Here is a 21038-nt window from a genome sequence, read left to right on the forward strand (position 1 = left end):
GCTTCAGCGCAGGGCCGCGCCGCGCGCCAGGAAGTTGCGCAGGCGCTCGACGCCGGCATCGAGCCGCGCGGGATCGCACGCGTAGCACCAGCGCACGAAGCCTTCCCCCTCGGGGCCGAATGCGCGCCCCGGCGCCAGTCCGAGTCCGGCTTCGCGCACCAGCGCCTTGCAGAACGCGAGGCTGTCGTCGGCGCCCGGCACACGCAGGAACAGATACATCGCGCCCGGCGGAGGCGGCACGTCGACACCCGGCAACGTCCGCAGCGCGGCGACCAGATGATCGCGCGCGTCGCGCAACGCCGTGACGAACGACTGCACGAACGGCTCGCCGTCACGCAGCGCGACCTCGCCCGCGGCCTGCACGAAAACCGGTGCGCACGACGTGTTGTACTCGACCAGCTTCGACAGATCGCCCATGACCGACGCCGGCGCGACGAGCCACCCGAGCCGCCAGCCCGTCATCGCCCACGCCTTCGAAAACGAATTCACGACGACCACCCGGTCGTCACGCGCTGCGATATCGAGGAACGACGGCGCACCGCCCGGCCCGAACGCAAGCCGTTCGTACACTTCATCGGCAACCAGCCAGATGCCATGCCGCCGGCAATGCGCGAGCACGGCCTGCTGATCGTCGCGCGACAGGGTCCAGCCGGTCGGATTGTTCGGCGAATTGACGAGCAGCATCCGCGTGTCGGGCGTCAGCGCCGCGAGCAGACGATCGACGTCGAGCCGCCAGCCCGCATCGCCGTGGCCGAGCGGCACGCATTCGACATGTGCGCCGAGGATCTTCGGGATTTCGACGAGATTCGGCCAGAGCGGCGTGACGGCGACGACGCGGTCGCCAGGACCGACCAGCATCTGCGCGGCCAGCATCAAGGCGTTGACGCCCGAACTGGTCACGGCGATCGTATCGGCCGACGTCGCGCCGTGACGTGCGCTCACGTAGGCTGCGATCGCGTCGCGCAGCGACGCAGTGCCGAGATTGTGCGTGTAGAAGGTCGCGCCGTCGCGCAGCGCCGCGGCGGCCGCGTCACGAATGAACGCCGGCGTCACGCGGTCCGATTCGCCGAACCAGAACGGCAGCACGTCGGGCACGCCGAAACCTGCGTTCGCGACGTCCCTGATCAGCGACGCACGCAGCCCCTGTACTGCGCTGCGTGCGGCCGGCTCGCCCGTCGCCGGGCCGAAATCCGCGGAATGCGCCATCGAGAACCACCGCCGAGGAACACGATCCGCGTAGTGTACCGGCCCGCGCGTCGGACCGGTGCCGTCAGTCGAGGTCTTCCGCCCGTGCCGGCATCTGGCGCGCGAGCTCCCAGATCGCCTGCGCAGCCGGCGACAGCGACCGATCGCGGCGCCGCACCAGCTCGACGGTCCGCTCGGTGCGCGGCGTCAACGGCCGCGCGACCAGCGTCGATCCGGCCGGCAGCGGCAGCGACAGCCACGGCTGCACGCTCACGCCGACGCCGGCCTCGACGAGGCCGAACACCGTCGCCGAATGCCCGAGCTCCTGCATGACCGTCGCGTTCACGCGGTGGGCGGCCAGCGCGGCGTCGATCAGCGGCCGGCTTCCGGACGCATGGTCGAGGAGCACGAGACGCTCGCCGTCGAGCGCGGTCCACGGCACCTCGGCACGCGCGGCGAGCGGATGATCGGCACGTGCGACGAGGCAGAACGAGTCCGTCATCAACGGTTCGCACACCAGATCGGCGACGGTGAGCGGCCCGATGACGACGCCGAAGTCGACCTCGCTCGACTTCACCTTGCGCAGCACATCGCTCTGCACGTCGTCGCGCAAGCCGAGCGTGACGAACGGGAACTGGCGCTCGCACGACGCCACGACACGCGGCATCAGCCGGCACGCGATCGTCGGGCTCGCCGCGACGATCACGCGCCCGCGCCGTTGCTCGCCGATTTCACGAATCTCGCGCAGCGTGTCGTCGAGATCGTCGATCAGACGCGACACGCTGGCGATCAGGTTCGCGCCGACGTCGGTCAGTTGCACGTCGCGCGTCGTCCGGTCGATCAGCTTCAGCCCGAGTTCAGCCTCCAGTTCGCGCACGCAGCGGCTGACCGCGGACTGCGTCAGGCCGATCTCGTCGCCCGCGCGACTGAAGCTCTTCAACCGCGCAACCTCGATGAATACGCGAAGCTGGCGCAGCGTAACGTTCATCACCTCACCTCATCAATCGTGGATACCGATGCGCGATTTTAATGCGCGAAACCCGCGTCGATGCGCAATTCCGGCACCGGTTGCACATGTTTCGCTGCGGTGCAATATCCGCGCAAACGCACGTGGCGCGGGCAAATTGCACAAGATTGGTGATTGTCCCGATTTGCTGCGCGGTTATTTTGGCGTCTTATACGCCCCTAGCTGACTTAGCCGTTAGCTCGCTGCCAAGCGGCTCTCGAGGGAATCGCCCCCGACGTGGCACGCTTCGTGCATTACCTGGCGCACAGGGCGCAGGTTATGTCGGACGGAAGGTAGTGACGACGCCGCCGGCCAACCGGACGCCCCCACCCGGCACTCGACGCTCGAGTGCTTGAAGAGTGCGCGGCGCAGGGCAGCGCACCGGAGTTAGCTTCGCTGAGGTGAGGACATGATGCTGTTCGACGATTTGAGAGATAACGAGTGGGCGCTGGTCGAGGGTCTGTTTTGCTCGGAACCCGAACGGAGCGAACGCCGCGGCCGTCCCCGCGTGGAAGCCCGCTCGGTAGTAAATGCAGTGCTGTGGGTGCTGTCGACGGGTGAAGGCTGGTCGAAGCTGCCGGGCCGCTATCCGTCCCCGCCGACCTGCCGCCGCCGCTTCGATGAATGGCAGGCAGACGGCACGCTCGCCGAAATCGTCAAGCGACTCGGCACGAGCGGCCGCCAGATTTCGCTGCGCGGACGCATCGGCGCGAGCGCGGCAAAGCCGCCCGCACCGCCGAGCCGCGACCGGTTGCGCGGCGCCTTCTGGACCAACCCGGAATCCTGGCGCGCCCCTGTGAAGATGGCGTAACGCATGCTCGATCGGGCGGCCTCGGCCGCCCGGTTTCTTTTCGGCGCCGCGCGTTTGCATGGCGCCGTGTTGCCGTCGATTACCGTTGTCGTGCCGCGATACATCTATTTACCAATATTTACAGCAACCCTGCACTCCCACGCTTACCTTAGCGACATATCAACAGGCCACTTCGATGGCTTGAAGGGAGCCCCGCCATGAAATCAATGTCACTGCTCGTCGCATGCGGCATTGTCATTTCGCTGGCGCTGACCGCCCCCGCTCACGCAGACGATCGCGCGAAACCGCCTCACCGCCAGCAGGATCACAGAAACACCCTCCGCCAGCAGCAACCCGTTGCGCCGCCGAACCGACAGACAGTGCCGCGCGGCGACCTGCGCGGCGACATCGCGAGCAACGCGCGCGCGCGTATCGGTTCGCAGCCGTCCGACATGCCGCGTCATCCGTAACGCAAGGACTTCTGCAGGATTTCGTCAAAGAAAATTCCCGGATCCGGGAACTGCCCGGCATACGATGAGTCACATCGTTGCCATGAGCACAGCGTGGCAACAGCAAAAGTATCCGGTACGCCCGTATCCTCGTGATACGGGCTTTTTTTTGGCGCCGACGACGGCGCACACGAGGACAGGAAGACGCCGCTACAGGCGGCTTTCGAGGATCGCCACGGCGCTTGCGTCGCTCAGCACGTAGTCGTCCGTACGGCGATCGGTCCAGGACAGTAATTTCTCGTCGCGCTCGAGGCGCGCACATTCTGCTCGACCATTGTCGGTGAGCACCGCGATGTCGACCGGTGCATGAAAACCCGGTGCGGGCGCAACGGTCTTCTGCCTGACCGTGTCCATCAGCCCAAGCGACCGAAGATACTCGAACACGCCCGGGCGGCGCGCCCACGGTACCTGGCGGTACTGCACTCGTCTCAATGCGTCGAGCACCGCTTCGTTGGAATACGTGGCCATCTCGATTCTTTCTTAAAGTGCAGCGACAATGCGAAGCGGTGCGCCGGGCAGGGTCCCCGCCCGCCGATACCGCCACCGATTCTGGAAGCCGACGTTCGGCGTCGCGTCAGGGCCGGATCGTCAGCCGTCCATAAAAAGACACCATACCCCAATCAAATTGATTCTGTTCGATTCATTTGTACTTCTCTTCATCAGTTTCATGCTCTGCCGCAAGCGGCGTCGACTCATTGCAATCGTCGCTGCGGCCCTGTTCTGGTTGCTCGCCACAGGCTGGCTCGCCGCCCCGCTCATCGCCTGGAGCGAAGCCGGCGTCACCCCCGTCGAGCACCCCGACATGCACGGCAATACGACGCTGATCCTGATCGGCGCCGGCACGCGACGCACCGCTTCCGGACTGCGGCCACCGCCCGACGGCGACTCACGCATCCGCAAGACCGCGGCGCTCTACCGCACGTGCAGACAACAAGCCACCCGCTGCACCGTCGTGATGTCCGGCGGCGATCCGCAACATCACGGCGACACGGAAGCAGCCGTCTACGGGCGCCAACTCATCGCGCAAGGCGTCGATTCCCACGATCTCGTTCTCGAGCCTAAGAGCCGCACGACCTATGAAAATGCGCAATTCACTGTGTCTATACTACGCTCACAACATGACGACTCGCTCATTCTCGTTACGTCGTCATACCAGATGCGTCGCGCGCTGCTCGATTTCCGCCGTTTCGGCCTCGATCCGCAACCCGTGTTCTCGAATCGCCGGCGTGCGCAGACGGGCTGGCTGCCTCGCCGGCACAACCTGGTCGACGCCGAGCAGGCGCTGCATGAATTGATCGGCATCGCGCAGTTTCACGTGTACCGGATGCTCGGATGGTTTTGACCGGTGACACGCATCGGGCGTGCAACAGCCGCCCTGCCCGCGATGGCATCCGCGTGACGGAATGCGCGAAGTGTTGCGCGACTTCAACGGGGTCTTGCGCAGCGTGGCGATCCGGTGCACATTGATCCGTCACTTTTGTTACACTCGACACGCACTCGATTGCAGTCGCCAGACAAAACGGCAACACTCGGGTTCATCACCACTTAGCGGAGGTAAAGCAATGAAGAAGACGTCCCTGGCTATCCTGGTAGCGATGTCGGCGCTGACTGGCGCAGCGTATGCGCAAGAGAGCACGCAAATCCAGACCATCACCGATCCGGCCAAGATCGCCGAGATCGAGCAGCGCGCCCAAGCCCTGCAACAGCAGCAAGCAGCCGAGGCCGCACAGCCGGCAGCGCGTGAAGAAGAGCACCACCATCATCACGGCAAGAAGGCTGCTCATCACCACAAGGCAGCAAAGAAGGCTGGCAAGGCCGCGCCGGCAGACGCCGCAAGCCAGTAAGTTCGGCGGCACCGCACAAGCGAAAAGCCGAATCCGGGCAACCGGATTCGGCTTTTTTGGTTGCGGCGCCTGCGCGCTGTGCTAAAGTCGCACACCGAAATTTTCCACCCGTGCGCACCCCGGTGCGGAGGACAGCATGAGCAACATTCAACTCGACATCGAGTGGACCGAAGCCGCCACTCGCCAGATCAAGCAACTGATGCCCCGCGGCTCGGCCGACGCATTCCTCGCGCTGCCGCCGATCGAGTGCCTGCCGATGGAAGGCGACGTGCTTTTCCTCGGCCCGCAAGGCAAGCAGCAGCCGTTCATCGTGGCTGAACGTCAGTATCACCACGACGGCGACGCCGACTGGACGATCATCCTGATCCTGGACGTACCCAGCGCGTCGCACTGACACGCCGCGGCGGCCGGCAATGCGTCCGGCCGCACTGCCCTGCTCACACGAGCTTCGACAGCACGCGGACCTCGGAACGATCGATCCAGTCCGCGGCCGCCTCCCGATAAGCCAGAATATGCGCGGAACGCGCATGCGCGGCCAACGCCTCCTCGCTCTCCCAGCGCTCGACGAATACGAACCGCGCCGGTTCCTTCAGGTCCCGGTGCAAGTCGTACTGCAATGCACCCGCTTCCTTGCGGGTCGGCCCGACGATTCCCTCGAGCACGCCACGCAACTTCTCTTCCGCGCCCGGCTTTGCCACGACCAGCGCGACGACTGCGATTTCCGCCATTCCCGGCTCCTTCATTCAGAAAAGTCCGAGAATACGTGAATCCCGCATCGGCCGGATTGGCACATCTTCGATGACGGCCCCGCAAAAAAAATTGCCCGCGCTTCAGACGAAGCGCGGGCGAAACCGTCGCCCTACGAGGATAGGCGACGGGGCCATCGGGACCCGCGCATCGGCACGGATCGTCATCGGTTGTGCCGGCGCTCGCTGCGCCTGCGTTTGGAGGTGCCGGTACCGTTGGTCGCGCGCTCGCGACGCGCGCCCGATATCTGACACCGCCCTCCCTGCTCCAACAATCTCGACTTATGAAGCAGGTTTCGTGCCAGCTTTGGATTTGTCGTCACACCATTGATCCATAAGGATATTTTCAAGAGTCATGACGATGTAACACCCGCTCTGCCGCCGTAACGCGCGGATGTTACGTAACGTCACGCGGAGGGACCGAACCTCGCGCACACACGCCCATACCGCGATACGCGCGGACATGAAAAAAGCCCGCCGGATGGCGGGCTTTTCAGGATCGGGAACGGACCGCGATCAGCGCAGCTGATTCACGAGCAGTGCCATGATCTGCCGGGCCGGCGACGACGTATCGATCGCGCCCGAATCGTCGATGACCGCAACACGCGTCTGATCCGGCGTCAGCGCCTTCACGTTCACGCGATATTGCTTCGCCTGCTTTTCCTTCTTGCCGTGGAACAGCTGGCTCCAGAAACCCTGCTCGGCCGCGCTCAGATCCTTCGGATCGACGTAGCGCACGAAATACAGGCCCTTCGTGCGATCGCGATCGTCAACCGTGAAGTTCGCGCGGTCGAGTGCGAGGCCCACGTGCAGCCACGACCGGTCGTACGGCTCGCCCAGCGTGACTTCGGATGGCACCGCGCCGGACGAGTCGACGTCGTTGCCTTGCGCGGACGCACGCGCGACGTTCTGCGCGGCGATCGCCGCGGCGGCGGCCTTCGATGCGTCGGTGTCGGCCTTCTTGTCCTTCGACACTGCGTTGTCTTTGATGTTGGCGATCGGCGGCTCGCCGTTCTTCGCACGCTGCTCGTTCTGTGCGAGCACCGCCATCAACCGCTTCAGGTATTCCGTCTCGAGCGCCGGATCGTTCGGCTTCGCTTCCCACTTGCTCGAATCGTTGTTCGCACCGGTGAGCGCCTCGCGCATGCCCTTCTGGCTGATGAACACGTAAGTGCCGCCGTCGGGCGCCGAATCGAGACGCGTGCGGTACTTGTTGCGCTCGGCCGTCACGTACGAGTTGCCCATCGCTTTCGAAATCACGCCACGGATCAGGCCGTCGTTGATTTGCGGATGGGTTTCGTTCCAGTCGGTTTCCATCACGCCCTTGTCGCGCTGGTCGACGACCAGCAGGAAACCCTGCTCCTGCCAGAAACGGCGAACCTGCGGCCAGATGTCGGCGGGCTTCTTGCCGTCGATCACGAGCCAGCTCTCGGTGCCGTCACGCTGGATATGCATGCCCGAAACAGCGGGCACGACGGTGTCCGTCGCGGGCGCCGCCTGCTGAACCTGCTGGAGCGCAGACAGGGAAGTCGCGCCGCCCTGTGGCGGCAGCGAGCGCTGATCGGCCGTCTCGTCGAGCATGTTGGGCGGCACTGCGAGCGACGCTTCCTTCGATTTCGAATCGCTCTTGTAGTCCACTTTCGTGGGCGACGACGTACCGCAACCGGCAACGAGCGCGCCGATGGCGAGCACTGCAGCGAACCGCATGGTAAGACGAAGATCAGTCATGTTCGGGGAATCCTCTTCCGCTAAATCACGGCGCTTTCCGTGGATCAACCTTGCATTTTACCGGGGCCGCGCCGGGATGTGCAAAAAAGCGACGGGCAAGAAAAAACCCGCGTCAGCCTGAACTGACGCGGGTTCTTGTCTGGTCGGGGCGAGAGGATTTGAACCTCCGACCACCTGCACCCCATGCACCAACGGAAATCGGCCGAATCGGCCGTCCAGCATGGCGTTGCGGCCTTTACTCTCTAACGGAATGCTCAGAAATTGGGCACGACGCGACAGGCTCTTCATAGATGCGGCGACGTGCTAATTAGAGGCAGACCCGCGCGGTTCGTGGCACACACGCAAGTCTAGGCTGCCTTCGAAGGCACCGGCTCAGCCACCATTTCGTCGGCCGGATAGAGCTGCAGCATCGCGCGCGCCGCCTCGACGTTCGGCGTCGTCAGCCACTCCTCCCAGTCGTCGGGCCGCAAGATCACGACGGAGCGCTTCTCGTCGAACGGCTTGTGCATGCGCGACATGAACGGATGGCCGTCGGCGTTCACCGTGATCATCGACATCACGTGATGGTCGGTGCCGTCCTGATTCGTCAGCGTGCGCCAGATCCCCGCTACGCACATCGTCGGCCGGTCGGCCACGCCGATCCGCTGCCACACGCACGGACCGAGCACCCAGTCGCCATTCGCTTCTTGCCGCGCTTCCGGATATGACGGCTCAACCACGGATCGCGCCGGAATCAGGCAACGCCGGCCAGCGCGCCACGTCGGGCCGTACAGCGGCGACTTCCCGAGGTTGTCGTCGCGCACGTTCATCGTGCTGCGGATGATCGGCGGCTTTCTGCCCTGCTCCTTCGCCTTCTCGACGTTCGCCTTCTGCAGCGCGCGCGGCCAGAAGCCGAAGCCGGCGATCAGCGGCTTGAACTGCCCGTCGATGCTCGCGACGATCGGCGCGTCATAGTCCTGGTAGATCTCCGGCTTCCATGGCGTCCATCGGTATAGGTCGCGGAAATTGTCGATCTTCAGCTCGTTCAAGCCCGGATCCTCGCCGGGCGCGACGTAGTTCGTACACATCGCGGTCCCCTATTTTCATTCTTGACGGGGCCATCTTACCTCGCGATACACTGTACAACCATACAGCACCATATCGCATCATGAAACCGCGCTGGGCCTATATCTGGGAGTACACGCATCTTGAGTCGGGCGAGCGACGGCGCACGTACATCCCAGTTACGGCCGGCGAGTTCTTCGGGCTTACGGAGCAATTCCTCGATGAGTCAGACGCGCGCGCGATTGAGGAAACGAAGGTTGACCGCAATGTCGTCCGGCTTGCGGTGCCGTATGGCAAGCGCAAGCCGGAAATGCCAGACTTCGTCGCGCCATCCGAAAGCGAATTGCGCGAGCTGTGGAGAACCAATCGTGATCCGGAGGTCCGACGCCTGATCCTCGAAATCGTCATGCTCCGGAAGTCGCTCCAGAAGGTCATGGACTGGTGGAAAACCGCATCCGATGCCGGGAGCGATAAAGGCGACCTGGGCGGCCCGTTCGGCCATTTCCAGCGCCTTTACCATATGCTGCGCGAGGAACTGCGGCGCGCCGGCATGATGTGACCGACTACGCCGCCACGAGCAACGGCTCGATCGCGGCGGCAGTCACCTTGTACCCGTCGTCGTACAGGCGCTGACGCGTCGCGACCGCCATGTGACGGTCGAACGAGCTGGCATATCCGGTCGGCACGCGCACGATCGTCGCGCCGTTGACCGTGTCGAGCGCGACGTGCGTCGCTTCGCAGGCCGCCAGCATCAGGTCGATGATGCGCGGCGCGAGCGTAGGCAGGCCGTACGCGCCGGGCGGCAGCGGATCGTCGTCGGACACGAGATAGATCCCGACGCGCGGCACGCTGTCGACCGTCAGGTCGCTCACCGGCATGTTGTCGCACGTGCCGCCGTCGACCATCAGGCCGCCGGCCACCGCGACCGGCGCGAACACGATCGGGATCGATGCACTCGCGCGCGCGGCCAGAGCGACCGGCACATCGGGCGTCGTCTCCTTCGAGAACTGAAACTCGCGCTCGGTCAGCAGGTTCGCCGCGATCACCTTCAGGTCGACGTCGAGCTGCGCGAACGTCTTGCTGCCAGTCACTCCGAGCAGGTACTGCAGCAGCGCGTCGCCCGAGCACAGCGCCTGGTGCCGAATGAGCGCCCACAGCGAGAACCCCATCATGCGGGACCAGTCGAGCTCCATCAGGATCTGTCGCATGACGTCGAGCGGCATCCCGCTCGCGAACAGGGCCGCGATGATCGAACCGCCGGACGTGCCGGCGAGCTCGACGATCGTGTACCCGGCGTCGACGATCGCCTGCAGCGCGCCGAGGTGCGCGCCGAGGCGAAAGCCGCTGCCGCTCAGAGCGACGCGGATCGGCTTGCTCATTGCAGCGCGCTCCCGGCGAGCGGCGTCGACGCGGCCGCCGGGGGCGCCGCAGCAGCCTGGTGCATCGAGATCGCCATGTTGAACGCGAGGACCGCCGAATCAATCGCCGCGTCGGCCGTGCCCTTGTTCTCGAGCGACGACGCGTCGACGAGCGCCTTGATCGCCGGCATCGCCGTATCGACAATCGTCTGCAGGTCCGGCGCGGTCACGGTCGCGCCGGCCGCGCATACCTTCTTGATCGCCGGCTGCACGGTCTTGCTCAGCGTATCGGCCGCGCCACCGGTGAACACACCGTCTAACGTCAGGATGGCGACCTCACCGTTCGCCGCGCCGCACGCGATCGCGACCTGCTGCTGGAACGTGAGCGTGGGCGCTGACTGGCAGCCGGAGAGGATGGAAACGGACGCGACAACGCCTGCCGCGAGCAGCATCAATGCCTTCTTCATGGAATTGCCCCTTACGGTTTGAGAGAGAACTTCGCCGCGGCGGCTGCCGCGTTACTGACGGCCGTCGCGACATTCGAAACGACGGCACCCTGCGCGGCGGCCGGCGCAGTTGCGCCGACGCCGGACTCTTGAAAATGGACCGTCACCGTTCCGTCCGGCGACGTGCTGACGTCGAGCGCAAGCGCGGCGATATCCTTGCCGTTGAAGGCGATCGCCTCGCAGCAGATGACGCGGCCGGTGCCCGGCTCGTAGAACGGCCGCACTGAGTACGTCGCGGTGCCGGCGCATCCGGTCAGCAGCAGCGCGAGCGCGGCCGCGCGAATCACTGCTGCGCTCCGTCGGCGCGCGCGGCCGGCACAACGGCCGGCATCGGCGGCGGCGCTTGCCGCACGGGCGGCAACGTGTCCGGCGTAGCGCGCGGCGCCGGCGGATCGCCAAGCGGACCGTCGACCGGCTGATAGCCACCCAGCGTCGCGACGCCGACCAGCGGCTGCGCCGCGCGCCGATAGCCGCCCCACTCATTGATGCCGTGCCAGCCGACCACGACGCCAATCAGTGCCTTGATCACGTCGATCAGCGTGTCGTCGCGGATGTCTAGCTTGATCAGCACGGCCCACAGGATCAGCAGGAAGCCGACGTAGACGGCCTTCGCCACGCCTTCGAGATTCAGTTTCATGACGCCTCCGTTTCGGCCAGCGGCCGGTGGGTGATCTTGTCGTTCCAGCGCGCGGCGTCCGCGACGACGTCGACGTTGAAGCTGCGGAAGTTGCCGAGGTGCCCGAACAGCAGGTGGCAGTTCGCGCCGCCGCGGTCGGCTTCGCACAGCGTGATGAGGTTGGCCGGGTCGAGTTCGAGCTCCGGATGGAGATGGAACGGCCGTATGTGATGCACCTCGAGCTTTTCCCTGCCGCCGCACATCGCGCAGGCCGGATGCAGTTCGAGGTGCTGGCGGCGCACGGCCGGCCACTGGCCGGAGCGCTTCGCTCCGAGCGGGTGCTTGCCCTTCGCCGCATCGATGAGGTGCTTGATGATCGTCATGGCCGTAAACGAAAAAAGCCGCCCGGAGGCGGCTGATTGCGAAATTGCGAAAAATCGCAAACTGACGTTTCACGCGATGCCGAGCGCAGCGCGCGCCGCCTTGTACAGCGCGTCGCGGTGCTCCTTCCCTTCCATCGCCTTGTTGATCCGGCGCGTGATCGAATCGAACGACTGCGCGTCGGCGAGCGTGTTGCAGCCGTTCGCGAACCAGAACCAGGCGGCTGCGAGCGCGGCGGTTGCCGGGTCGGTGCGCACCAGGTCTGGATTTCCCAGCGCGTCGATCCCGCACGCGGTGCCGAACGCCTCGAAGTTGTCGTGGAACGTGAGCTGGAGCATCCCGGAACCCCGATACTTCCAACCGTCGCCGCTCGCCGCATCGCCGTTGCCCATCTGGCCGGCGTAGACGATGCTCGCGATCTTCTGCTGCGTGGCGGCCTGCAGTGCCGGCGCGCCCGGCTGCCGGCCGAGCGTCGCGGCGAGCGCCGGCGTCATCCGGCGGAACGTCGCGCGCAGCCCGGCGACGCTGTAGTTGAACGATTCGGAGAACTGCGACAGCCCGGTCGACTCGTGACCGATCTGCGCGAGAAACGCCGCGACGCGCAGCTTCGACGCGCTAATCGAGAAGCGATCGCATGCGGCCTGCACCGGCCCGAGCATCGCGGCAGCGCGCGCAGGCGTCGCGCCGCAGCCGCACGCGATGAGGTTGGCGGTCAGTTGCATTGCGGCCCCCCGACGATCTTGCACGGGATGTCGGCGTCCTCGTCATAGCCGTACACCGCGCATAGCCGGTGGTAGCCGTCGGCGACGATGACGCGCGCGCCGATGCGCACGAGCAGGATCGGCGACAGCGGTTTGCCGTCGCGGATCTTCGCGCGGTTCTTCTCGACGTGGCTGTTGCTGACGCCGAGCAGCGCGAGGCCGGATGCACGAAAGATGTCCTTCGCCTTGAACGAGCGCATCGGCGCGCCGCGCAGTCGGCACGCGAGAGCGCGCGCGACGCTGCGGGAGAAGAGCAGCGACAGGTAAGACTGCGCGGCCGGATAGTCGTGGTGCTCCGGGTGGCCGAGCCATCGAATTTCATGGTTCATGACGGGGTCCCCTTGCGCCGCTTCAGCAGCTTGTCGCGCACGAGCACGTATGCACTCAACACGCTGTAGACCGTGGTCGCCGCGAGCGCGATATTCGCCATCGTGACGCTGGAAATTGCGTGACCGATCGAGAGAAAAATCCACGCGAAGATCGCCTTCAGCGTTTCTTGCCAGTGGCTGTTCATCCGATACCCCGTAATGAAAAAGGCGCCCGAAGGCGCCTGTGAGTTTTTTCATAGCGAACGCTGCTGGTCTACGTCATGTTCCAACGTACATCGAGAAGATCGTGGTCGCGGCCGTGTACCCAGTGGACGTCAAAGACCCGTGCCCGACGTGCGTCGGCGTGAGGTAGGTGTTGCGTGCTTCCGAGTAAAGCGGCTCCCAGATGTTGCCGTCGGGCGAAACCTCGTAGTACCAGTTCGTGCCGTTGTCACGGATGCGGATGTAGAAGAAGTCGCTCGGCGCGCCGAAGGTGCCCAGCGTTGCCGCCACGGTGCCGGCGGCGGACCAGTTCTGGATCACGAGGCGCGGGCCGCTGTTGTTGTAGTACTCGAAGAACTTCCACTTTCCAGAGCCGCTGTCGTACAGCACGGGGCCGCCGCCCTGCGTGCTGATGGCCGTCGGTTGCGTGTTGAACCGGAACTCCGCGCGGTACGGCGCGCCCGGCACGGCCACGCCGAGGCCGGCCAGCGTGGCGGCCGTGGCGTTGGTGAACTGCACGCCCCACGCCTGCTGGGCGGACGTCACGGTGGCGGAGGCGGGATTCAGCGTAGTGAGGCCGGTGAGCGCGGGCACCGTATCCCCGGGCCCCATCGCGGCCACCGAGAAATTGGCGACGCCGGCGCCGCCGGACGCCGCGGATAGACGACCTGACGGGCGCAGCAGCGTCGTGGCCGCCACCACGGTCGACCCGGCCTGCTGCGACGCCAGCGGCGCGCCGGTCAGCGAGAGGATAGCCTCCGTGCCGCCGTCGGTCACGGCCATGGTGCCGGTGCCGGACAGGTTCTTCGTGGTCAGCGTCGGGCTCGTGCTGGTCGTGTCGAGGACCGGTGCCCCGGCGCCCTCGTTCGAGCCGGTCTGGACCGTGCCGCCCGCGCCGCTGATGGTGATCGACGTGGTGCCGGAGGTGATCCCGATGACGCCGCTGCTGAGGAGTGACTTGAGCAGCGCCTGCGACAGCGTCGAGTTCGTTGCGTCGTACACGCCGACGCCGGTCGCGCCCTCGTTGGCGATGCTCTGCACGGCCCCGCCCACGGCTGAAGGCTGGTAGCTCCGATAGTCCAGGTAGCTCGAGAACGTCGTCGCGCCGCTCGGCACCACAACCGAGTACAGCGGAACTTTGCCGGTCGGGAAACCCGTCGTGTTGATGCCGACGGCGCCCGTCCCAGGGTCGGCGAAGATGTAGTTCGTCGCGTTGGCCGTCAGCGTCACCGTGCCGTTGGCGATCGCCGTCGGCGAACTCGCGCCGATGGGCCAGTAGCTGCCGCCGAAGTAGCCCCACGTGAGGCCGGAGCACGCCGACGCCTGGCGTCCCCACAGCATCGCCGGGCTGGCCGCATCGAACAGCGCGTTGAGCACCGCCTCCTTCGTGGCACTCGTCGTCGTGACGAGGTCGAGGATGGAACTGCTGCCGGCCATGTCACACCCCCGCGTAGAAGGAGAAGAAGCAGGCCGCGGTCGCGATGCCGTTCGCGTTGACGAACAGCCCGATCTGGTTCGGGTTGGCGAGGAACGCGGTGCGGGAGAACGACGCCAGGTTGGTCCAGAGGACGCCGTCCGGGCTAATGTCCCAGTACATGGTGGTCCCGTTGTCGCGGACGCGAATCCAGTTCGGCGGGATGATGACGGTCAGGGCGTTGTACTGCCACCCACTGTACGAGGTAGGGCTGTTGTAGTTCTTAACGCCGACGTACCCGGCACCCGTGCCCTGGCTATGCAGGCCAAAGCACATGACCTTGCCCGTGCCGCTGTCACGGATCGCGATGCCAGCGCCGTTGAAGTTCGTCAGCAGCGGCATCACCTTCAGGCGCACGACGCACTGGAACGGCGTGGATGGGTAGGCCGACATGTACGCGGCCGCGACGTACTCGCTGCCCTGCGACGTCTCCGAGAGCTGCGCGCCCCACGACTGCTGGGTCAGCGTGGCGCTGGCGAAGTTCACGGTGTTCGGGAAGCTCGACGTCTGCGGCGGGGTGTCAGGCGTACCGTAGGGAGAGTTGACCGTCACCTGCGCGACGCCGGTGCTCGGCTGCGTGACCACGAACCCATTCGCGAAGTTGACCGTCGTGGCCGACGACACGACGGTGCTCCCGGCCTGCTGCACTGCCGGCCCCGCGGAGGCCGCAGCAGAAGCCCCGAGCGCGATGCCAGAGGTGCCGTTGTCAGTAACGGTGACCCCCGTGCTGGCCACGACTGTCTTGTACTTCAGCGTGGAGGCCGTGGAGTTGGCGGCGTCGAAGAGGCTCACGCCCGCGCCCTCGTTCGCGCCGCCCGTCACGGTGCCCGATGTGCCGGATGCGCCGATGGTGATCGTGCCGTTGCCGTTGTCGACGACCGAAATGCCCGTACCTGCCACGAGGCTCTTCAGCTTCACCGCGCCGCCAGTCGAACCCGTGTCGTAGATGCCGACGCCAGTACCCTCGTTGGCCACGCTCTGCAGCTGGCCGCCGGTGATGGACGGCTGGTAGCTGCGGTAATCGAGGTAGCTCGTGACGCCGGTCGTGCCAGTGACGATGGAATACAGAGGCACGAGCCCGGCCGTAAAGCCGGTCGTATTCGACGTCACGGCGCCCGTGGACGGGTTGGCCATGAGGTAGTTCGTGGTGCTCGCAGTGAGCGTCACCGTACCGTTGGCGATGGTGTTGGCCGTGCCAGCGTTGTTCACGAACGTCCCGCCGAAGTAGCCCCACGTCAGGCCGTTCGTGGTGCTCGCGCGGCGCCCCCAGATCATCGACGGACTCGCGGCGTCGAAAAGCATGTTCGCAAGCATCTCCTTGAATGCCTGCGCCGTCGCAATGAGATCGAGGTTGGAAGTCGAGTTGGCCACTGCTTACCTCACGATGGTGGTGGTGGACAGGTCGCCAAGCAGACCTTGGTCGCTGTTCTGCGCCACCTTGATGGTGATCGTCTGGCCCGAGCCCTTCACGCCGAAGCCGTCTGCCTGGATGTTCGCGTCGGTATAGACCCATGTCGGGTTACCCTGCGCGGCGGACGGCTGAGCGTTCGTCGCAGTGAACGGGCCGCTGACGACGGTCGTGCGCTTGAGCGTTGTCCCTGCGTACACGTACACCTGATACGTCTCAGCACTCTCATCGAGCGGCACGTCTGCGCCGTCGACCCACTGGTTATTTACGCGCGCCCGGCGGATCCAGTTCACCGTCACGTCGTTGAGACTGGACGCCGACCCGTACAGTGCGCGCAGCAGCGGCGGCGAGAACGGTTTGCAGCAGCCGTTGGTCACCTGCTGCTGAGCGATCGGCGTCGGCTGCGCGTAGAACATGTCGGCCAGCTGGTACTCGTAATAGAGCGTGTTGCCGAGGTCGGTTACCTGCAGCCCCTCGAGGTACAGCTTTGTCGGGTCGAGCAGCACGAACCGCTCGTCGGCCGCGTGAGCGTTCACGAAGGCTTCGGTGCCGTACAGACCGCGCAGCAGCCCGCTCAGCGTGTACTGATTGGCCGCGGTCAGCACGGCGTTGCGGAAGATCAGGATCTCGCCGCCGACGTAGGCGACGTTCGAGCCGCCGGCGAGCGCAGCCGTCATGGAGATCGAGCCCAGCGTCCCGTTGTTCATGTTGACCACGATGGTGTTGCTCTCGTCGGGAATGCCGACGCTGGCCCACGCGCCGAGCGTTCCATAGACGATGCCCATCGTCGCGGCCGAGCGCATCGTCGTCAGCGACGAGTACGTCGAGCCGTCGCGGCTCACTTCGACCGCGATGCCGGGCCACGACGACGCCAGCCCGCACGCTGCGAGATAGATGCCGGGTGCGGTGTCCTGGTTGCGCAGCGGCGGCACGTTGAGCGGCACGAGGATCGACGGACCGCTATACGGCAGCGTCTGCTTCGTGAACCCGGCCGACGCGCCGCCGCCGGCGATGAACTGCGACAGGTTCGGGTAGGTCTGCCCTTCGTACGCGGCCGTCCACGCGAGCATGCCCTTCCCGTCGTACTGGCATTTCTCGAGCCGACACTGGTACTGCGTGCCGTCTTGATCGGTCAGCGTCACCACGTCCGTCGGCTCGTACACCAGGTACGACATCGTCGTCGAGAAGCTGAACTGCCGCCGGTTCATCCATGCGGTCCAGAGCATCGACTGAACCCGCGTCGCGGCTTCGCCGTCGGCCAGCACGATCGCGACCTGCGCGGCACTGTCGAGGTTCGATTGCGTCGTCGACCGGAACGCGCGCTGTGTCGCTTCGAGGTAGTCGGTGGACGCGCCCTTGTAGGTCAGCGTGAACGACCGCGGCAACGTGTGCGTATCGTCGATCTGCTCCTGGATCGGGTCCGAATTCCCACCACTGACCACGCCGAGATCCGACCACGGGACCGTCACGGCAGCTGCACCACCTCGCTTCACGAACTTGATCTTCCCCTCGCTGTCCACCGCGTCGAAGAAGTACATCGCCATCAGATAGTCGAGCGCCGCGCGCCCGGACGCGTAGTTCGTGACCGCATACCCCAGCACCGTGTCGGTGAGCTGCGACACGTCGAACTGCGTCGGCAGCAGCCCCGCGCCCTGGCAAACGTCCGAGACGATCGCGCTCAGGGGCACGCCGTTGCCGAGGCCACCGACGGCGAAGTATCGCAGCGTGTACGGGTTGCCCCACTGTTGCGCGGTGCCCGTGCTGCTCCACATCACCAAGTTCTGGCTGATCGCCGTCATGGAGTACGGGTTCGTGTCGCCGATGCTCCCGAGCTGCGTGGTCGTGTTCTGGGACGGCCGGAACATGTACAGCAACTGGCCGGACCCGCCGGCATAGAGGAAGATGTGGTCGTCGTCGAGGACTGCCCCGGTGACGACGCTGACCGCGAGCGGCCACGTGGTCACGGTGGCGAGCGTGTTGCGGTCGAGCCGGTAGAGGTTGCCGTCGCCGCCCGCGGCGTAGACGTAGCTCGCCGTACCGCCGACGATGGTGAACCCGTTCGCGATCGACACGCTCGTGGCCAGCACGATCCCCGCAGGCTGCACCGTCTTGAACGCCGCCGGCATCGACGACCGCACCACCGGGCGCGACGCGCCCAGCGAGCTTGTGCCGGACGCGTAGAAGTCGGCGCCGTTGCGCCAGTAGCTGTTGAAAGACCCCGAGAAGAACCCGCTGGCGAACGTCGAGTACGTCGCGTCGACCATCACCCAGCGGTTGTTGTTGATGTCGATGAAGCCCGGCACGTCGGACGTGCCCTTGAAGTCGCCGAGCGGGTTGTAGCCGAATGACGAGCTGATGGAGGGCAGCTGCGTAGACCCGTAGGCCGACATCTGCGCCTCGATCGCGCGCGAAGCACCGAACGGATTCTGTGCCACGCCCATCGCGATTCCGCCGCTGGCCGTGATGTTCGGCATCTGCCACGCACCGGCGGTGGACTGCCCGTCGGTGAACGAGTAAGAGAAGCTCGACGCGATGCCCCCCACACCGTTCATCACCGCGGCTGTCGTCACCTCGAACTCGAACTGCGGAATGACGTTGCCGTAGTTCAGTAGGTCCAGCGCCGAGAAGACCACGTAGGCCATGCCGCGGTGCGCCGGCACGTTGCCCGTACCGAGATACGACTGCATCGTCGCGTCGGGCATCTGGTTCTCGTCGCCGTTGTAGACGGTGAAGCCGGAGATCATCTGCGCCGAGCCGGAAATGCTCTGGAAGTTCGCCGGGTTCGTGACGTCGTATACGAGCTTGCTGTTCGCCCAGATGCGCGTCACGCCCGTGATCGGCCCCCGGCACAGCGCGATGGCGAGCGGAATGATGGCCGCCTGCATCGGCGCCTTCTTCTTGTCCTCGGTGACCTGCGTCGCCGGGCCGGCCCAGATCACGGTCCCTGCGACGCGGTACCGGCCGTAGAGGCGCGGGATGAACTTGCCGTAGCCACCGCTCTGGATCTTCAGGTCGGGCAGTTCCGGCGGTTTCGGCTGGAACAACAGGGCGCCGATCATCGAGCCGAGCAGGAACCCGGCCTGCGCACCCGGCGCGCCGCCGAAGAATCCGCCGACCGCGCCGCCGATGACGCCCAATGCGAGCTGCATTAGACGATCCCCCGGATGTGATACGCGCGCTCGAGGAAGCGGAGCATGTCGTCGGACAGGTCGTGCTCGACCACCTTGCGATTCGGCGCATGCGCATGGATCACCGACCGCGGTCCCGTAAGCAGCGCGATATGCGTGCTGTGGTTACCCCACCGAAACAGCATGACGTCCGCCGCGTCGGCCTCGTCCGCCCGGATCGGATCCATCAAGTCGTCAGCGAACTCGCGCATCATGTCGCCCTTCGGCCGGCGGTACGCGGTGTAGTCGAACTCGGTCAGGCCGAGCACGCGCGCGGTTTCGATGATCAGGCCCGCGCAGTCGACGCCGACGCCCTTCAACCGCCCCTGCATCTTGAACGGCGTGTCCATCCACGTCCGGGCCTCGGCCACGAACTGCTTCCGCGTGACGATGCGGTCATTCATAGCGTTCCTCACGAGTCGACGTGGATCTTGAGAACGGTGTCGTTGCCCGGCATGTACGGCTCGCCGCGGAAGTTCAAGACGTTGTTCCACCGGTTTTTGCACGTGCCGAACTGCTTGTCGCAGCCGGCGACGATCTGGTACGTGTCGCCGACCGCGATCGGATGGATCATCGGCAGCGCGAGAACGACGAGACCCGGTGAGAACTGCTTCACCTCCATCGAATAGCCCGCGTTCGCGCCCGTGAGCCACTTCACGGCCCCGTATGCGAAGTAGCCGATGCCGTAGCTGTAGTTGATGAAGACTTCCCAGTTCGCGTTTCCGGCGTTGAACGTCAGCAGGCCGGTCGACGAACAGCTGTACTGGCCCGACGCAGGCGAGCCAGTTACCTGCGTCAACACGTTGCCGCCCGAGTCCAGCACCTGCACGGTGCCGGCACCTGCAAACGAACCGCCGTCCGGAGGCACGATCTGGATCTGGTACGGCGGTGTCGACGGCACGCGCTGCCCGACGGTGTCCGTGTATGTCGACGTCGGCCCGGTCTGCGTGAGCGACGGGTCGGTCCACGATGCTTGCGACGACACACCGGCAACCGTGCCGGTGAACGTGAGCGGTCCGAGACCGCCCGGGAGATTGCACTGGAAGTTCCCGGTCTGGCCGAACGTCGCGCGGCACGTCGGCGAGAAGAAGTCGCCGAAGCCCTGCTGCATGATCTGCGCGAGCGAGCGCAGCTCGACCTTGAACTTCGCGTTGAACAGCTGGAACTGGCCGAGCTGCCCGGACGTCAGCGTCGCCTGGCCTGCGGTCAGGTCGCTGGGGTTCACGAGGAAGATCGTGATCGTCGCGAGATCCCACGCGCCGGCCTGAATGTCGCTGCGCAAGACCGTCCCGTCGAACAGCGCGTCCGCCTCGAGGTTCGTCACGGACAGATCGCTGTTCGACTCGATCGCCGACGACGAAAAGCCCGCCGCCGGCTGGTAGATGTTGCCGTTGTACAGGATCGGCGCGTCGTGGTCGGTGAAGTAGAACGCGTTCCCGTCCGTGCGTACGATCGCCCAGCAGGTCGACAGAGTTCGCACATGCGCCTGGAGGTAGCCGAGCATCGCCGTGTGATGTTCCTCACGTGCGAATCTCCACTAGCGTCAGCGTCTGGAACCCATAAAGCGCGCCGGTGCCGATGTCGGGCTGCGGCTGGAAGCTGTCGGTCGCGAAGCGGGCCGGCGTATCGAACGTGCCGGTCCACGTCAGCGAATCAGTCACCTGCGGGTACAGCGCGGCGGTGCCCCCGCTCAGCGTGAGCCCCGTCGTGCTGACGCCGAGCGTGATCGTCGTCCCGGCTACCGCGGTTATGGCGACCGCAACGCCATTCACTGCCGACGCACCCCGTGCCGGTGACGCCCGTGAAATACAGCATCTTCCCGACAGTCCAGCCCGACGGCACGGACGCGACGGTGAATTGCGTCGTCGCGCCCGGCGTCCAGCCGGTGACGGCCGCGCTGTTGTCGGCGACGAACGTCACAAGGCCGGTCGTCGTGTCGAGGCTGTAGTTACCGGGCGACGAGCCGGCGACGAGCGTCGCGCCGT

At 65.6% G+C, this 21038-nt stretch carries 26 protein-coding genes and 1 pseudogene; 6 read left to right on the forward strand and 21 right to left on the reverse strand.

Annotated features, from left to right (window positions below):
- Positions 1 to 3: 3 nt before the first annotated feature.
- Positions 4 to 1206 carry a pyridoxal phosphate-dependent aminotransferase gene (locus BX604_RS37575; RefSeq protein WP_098557068.1) on the reverse strand — a complete coding sequence of 401 codons (1203 nt, stop codon included), beginning with the start codon at positions 1204 to 1206 and terminating at the stop codon, positions 4 to 6.
- A 64-nt stretch (positions 1207 to 1270) separates the two neighbouring features.
- Complete coding sequence (locus BX604_RS37580) at positions 1271 to 2173, reverse strand: LysR family transcriptional regulator (protein WP_098557069.1); 903 nt, start codon at positions 2171 to 2173, stop codon at positions 1271 to 1273.
- 430 nt (positions 2174 to 2603) lie between these two features.
- On the opposite strand from BX604_RS37580, the pseudogene BX604_RS37585 reads away from it, so the two are divergent.
- Positions 2604 to 2999, forward strand: a pseudogene (locus BX604_RS37585) (transposase); the annotation flags it as partial.
- A 200-nt stretch (positions 3000 to 3199) separates the two neighbouring features.
- Positions 3200 to 3451: a hypothetical protein gene (locus tag BX604_RS37590; RefSeq protein WP_096506833.1), complete on the forward strand. Its 252-nt coding sequence runs from the start codon at positions 3200 to 3202 to the stop codon at positions 3449 to 3451.
- Between the two features lie 189 nt (positions 3452 to 3640).
- Here the strand turns inward: BX604_RS37590 and BX604_RS37595 are convergent, their stop codons facing one another.
- Complete coding sequence (locus tag BX604_RS37595) at positions 3641 to 3958, reverse strand: hypothetical protein (protein WP_096506834.1); 318 nt, start codon at positions 3956 to 3958, stop codon at positions 3641 to 3643.
- A gap of 157 nt (positions 3959 to 4115) precedes the next feature.
- Here BX604_RS37595 and BX604_RS37600 point away from each other — a divergent pair, with 157 nt between their 5' ends.
- The 3 genes from BX604_RS37600 to BX604_RS37610 all read left to right on the forward strand — a co-directional run bounded on the left by BX604_RS37600 (position 4116) and on the right by BX604_RS37610 (position 5728).
- Positions 4116 to 4832 (forward strand): YdcF family protein, encoded by a 717-nt coding sequence (locus BX604_RS37600; protein ID WP_098557071.1) that lies wholly within the window; start codon positions 4116 to 4118, stop codon positions 4830 to 4832.
- A gap of 220 nt (positions 4833 to 5052) precedes the next feature.
- Entirely contained in the window at positions 5053 to 5334 is a 282-nt protein-coding gene (locus BX604_RS37605; RefSeq protein ID WP_098557074.1) for a hypothetical protein, read from the forward strand.
- Positions 5335 to 5470: 136 nt separating this feature from the next.
- Positions 5471 to 5728, forward strand: coding sequence for a hypothetical protein (locus BX604_RS37610; protein WP_011884572.1), 258 nt, complete (start codon positions 5471 to 5473; stop codon positions 5726 to 5728).
- A gap of 43 nt (positions 5729 to 5771) precedes the next feature.
- Here the strand turns inward: BX604_RS37610 and BX604_RS37615 are convergent, their stop codons facing one another.
- The 3 genes from BX604_RS37615 to BX604_RS37625 form a co-directional block, all read right to left on the reverse strand.
- Positions 5772 to 6062 (reverse strand): putative quinol monooxygenase, encoded by a 291-nt coding sequence (locus tag BX604_RS37615; protein WP_098557077.1) that lies wholly within the window; start codon positions 6060 to 6062, stop codon positions 5772 to 5774.
- Positions 6063 to 6596: 534 nt separating this feature from the next.
- Positions 6597 to 7808: an outer membrane protein assembly factor BamC gene (gene bamC / locus BX604_RS37620; RefSeq protein WP_098557080.1), complete on the reverse strand. Its 1212-nt coding sequence runs from the start codon at positions 7806 to 7808 to the stop codon at positions 6597 to 6599.
- Between the two features lie 347 nt (positions 7809 to 8155).
- Positions 8156 to 8875: an SOS response-associated peptidase family protein gene (locus tag BX604_RS37625; RefSeq protein WP_098557083.1), complete on the reverse strand. Its 720-nt coding sequence runs from the start codon at positions 8873 to 8875 to the stop codon at positions 8156 to 8158.
- A gap of 80 nt (positions 8876 to 8955) precedes the next feature.
- On the opposite strand from BX604_RS37625, the gene BX604_RS37630 reads away from it, so the two are divergent.
- Positions 8956 to 9411, forward strand: coding sequence for a hypothetical protein (locus BX604_RS37630; protein ID WP_098557085.1), 456 nt, complete (start codon positions 8956 to 8958; stop codon positions 9409 to 9411).
- Positions 9412 to 9415: 4 nt separating this feature from the next.
- On the opposite strand, the gene BX604_RS37635 is transcribed toward BX604_RS37630, so the two are convergent.
- The 15 genes from BX604_RS37635 to BX604_RS39390 all read right to left on the reverse strand — a co-directional run.
- Positions 9416 to 10231 carry a patatin-like phospholipase family protein gene (locus BX604_RS37635; RefSeq protein ID WP_098557088.1) on the reverse strand — a complete coding sequence of 272 codons (816 nt, stop codon included), beginning with the start codon at positions 10229 to 10231 and terminating at the stop codon, positions 9416 to 9418.
- A complete protein-coding gene (locus BX604_RS37640; protein WP_098557091.1) occupies positions 10228 to 10677 on the reverse strand; it encodes a hypothetical protein in 450 nt (149 codons plus the stop codon). The genes BX604_RS37635 and BX604_RS37640 overlap by 4 nt, the downstream gene beginning before the upstream one ends.
- Before the next feature lie 11 nt (positions 10678 to 10688).
- On the reverse strand, positions 10689 to 11003 hold the full coding sequence (locus tag BX604_RS37645) for a hypothetical protein (protein ID WP_098557093.1): 315 nt from the start codon (positions 11001 to 11003) through the stop codon (positions 10689 to 10691).
- On the reverse strand, positions 11000 to 11353 hold the full coding sequence (locus BX604_RS37650; RefSeq protein ID WP_098557095.1) for a hypothetical protein: 354 nt from the start codon (positions 11351 to 11353) through the stop codon (positions 11000 to 11002). Before BX604_RS37650 ends, BX604_RS37645 begins: the two co-directional genes overlap by 4 nt.
- The gene (locus BX604_RS37655) at positions 11350 to 11715 is read right to left on the reverse strand and encodes an HNH endonuclease (protein WP_098557097.1); all 366 of its coding nucleotides are present in this window, start codon (positions 11713 to 11715) and stop codon (positions 11350 to 11352) included. Before BX604_RS37655 ends, BX604_RS37650 begins: the two co-directional genes overlap by 4 nt.
- Positions 11716 to 11784: 69 nt before the next feature.
- Positions 11785 to 12435 carry a glycoside hydrolase family 19 protein gene (locus BX604_RS37660; protein ID WP_098557099.1) on the reverse strand — a complete coding sequence of 217 codons (651 nt, stop codon included), beginning with the start codon at positions 12433 to 12435 and terminating at the stop codon, positions 11785 to 11787.
- On the reverse strand, positions 12426 to 12803 hold the full coding sequence (locus tag BX604_RS37665) for a hypothetical protein (RefSeq protein ID WP_098557101.1): 378 nt from the start codon (positions 12801 to 12803) through the stop codon (positions 12426 to 12428). The genes BX604_RS37660 and BX604_RS37665 overlap by 10 nt, the downstream gene beginning before the upstream one ends.
- Positions 12800 to 12988 (reverse strand): hypothetical protein, encoded by a 189-nt coding sequence (locus BX604_RS37670; protein ID WP_098557104.1) that lies wholly within the window; start codon positions 12986 to 12988, stop codon positions 12800 to 12802. The genes BX604_RS37665 and BX604_RS37670 overlap by 4 nt, the downstream gene beginning before the upstream one ends.
- Before the next feature lie 73 nt (positions 12989 to 13061).
- Positions 13062 to 14441, reverse strand: a complete 1380-nt coding sequence (locus tag BX604_RS37675; protein WP_098557106.1) for a hypothetical protein — start codon at positions 14439 to 14441, stop codon at positions 13062 to 13064.
- A gap of 1 nt (position 14442) precedes the next feature.
- The gene (locus BX604_RS37680) at positions 14443 to 15849 is read right to left on the reverse strand and encodes a hypothetical protein (protein WP_098557109.1); all 1407 of its coding nucleotides are present in this window, start codon (positions 15847 to 15849) and stop codon (positions 14443 to 14445) included.
- Positions 15850 to 15852: 3 nt separating this feature from the next.
- Complete coding sequence (locus BX604_RS37685) at positions 15853 to 19035, reverse strand: phage tail protein (RefSeq protein ID WP_098557111.1); 3183 nt, start codon at positions 19033 to 19035, stop codon at positions 15853 to 15855.
- Positions 19035 to 19457, reverse strand: coding sequence for an NlpC/P60 family protein (locus tag BX604_RS37690; protein WP_098549013.1), 423 nt, complete (start codon positions 19455 to 19457; stop codon positions 19035 to 19037). Before BX604_RS37690 ends, BX604_RS37685 begins: the two co-directional genes overlap by 1 nt.
- A gap of 8 nt (positions 19458 to 19465) precedes the next feature.
- Positions 19466 to 20557: a DUF2163 domain-containing protein gene (locus BX604_RS37695; RefSeq protein ID WP_098557114.1), complete on the reverse strand. Its 1092-nt coding sequence runs from the start codon at positions 20555 to 20557 to the stop codon at positions 19466 to 19468.
- 16 nt (positions 20558 to 20573) lie between these two features.
- Positions 20574 to 20714 carry a DUF2460 domain-containing protein gene (locus tag BX604_RS39385; RefSeq protein WP_218926900.1) on the reverse strand — a complete coding sequence of 47 codons (141 nt, stop codon included), beginning with the start codon at positions 20712 to 20714 and terminating at the stop codon, positions 20574 to 20576.
- Positions 20707 to 21038, reverse strand: a 332-nt coding sequence (locus BX604_RS39390; RefSeq protein WP_218926901.1) for a hypothetical protein, incomplete at its 5' end; no start/stop codon positions are given. The genes BX604_RS39390 and BX604_RS39385, both read right to left, overlap by 8 nt.

Origin of the sequence: Burkholderia sp. JKS000303 (assembly GCF_002563755.1) — a bacterium.
Taxonomy (GTDB): domain Bacteria; phylum Pseudomonadota; class Gammaproteobacteria; order Burkholderiales; family Burkholderiaceae; genus Burkholderia; species Burkholderia anthina_B.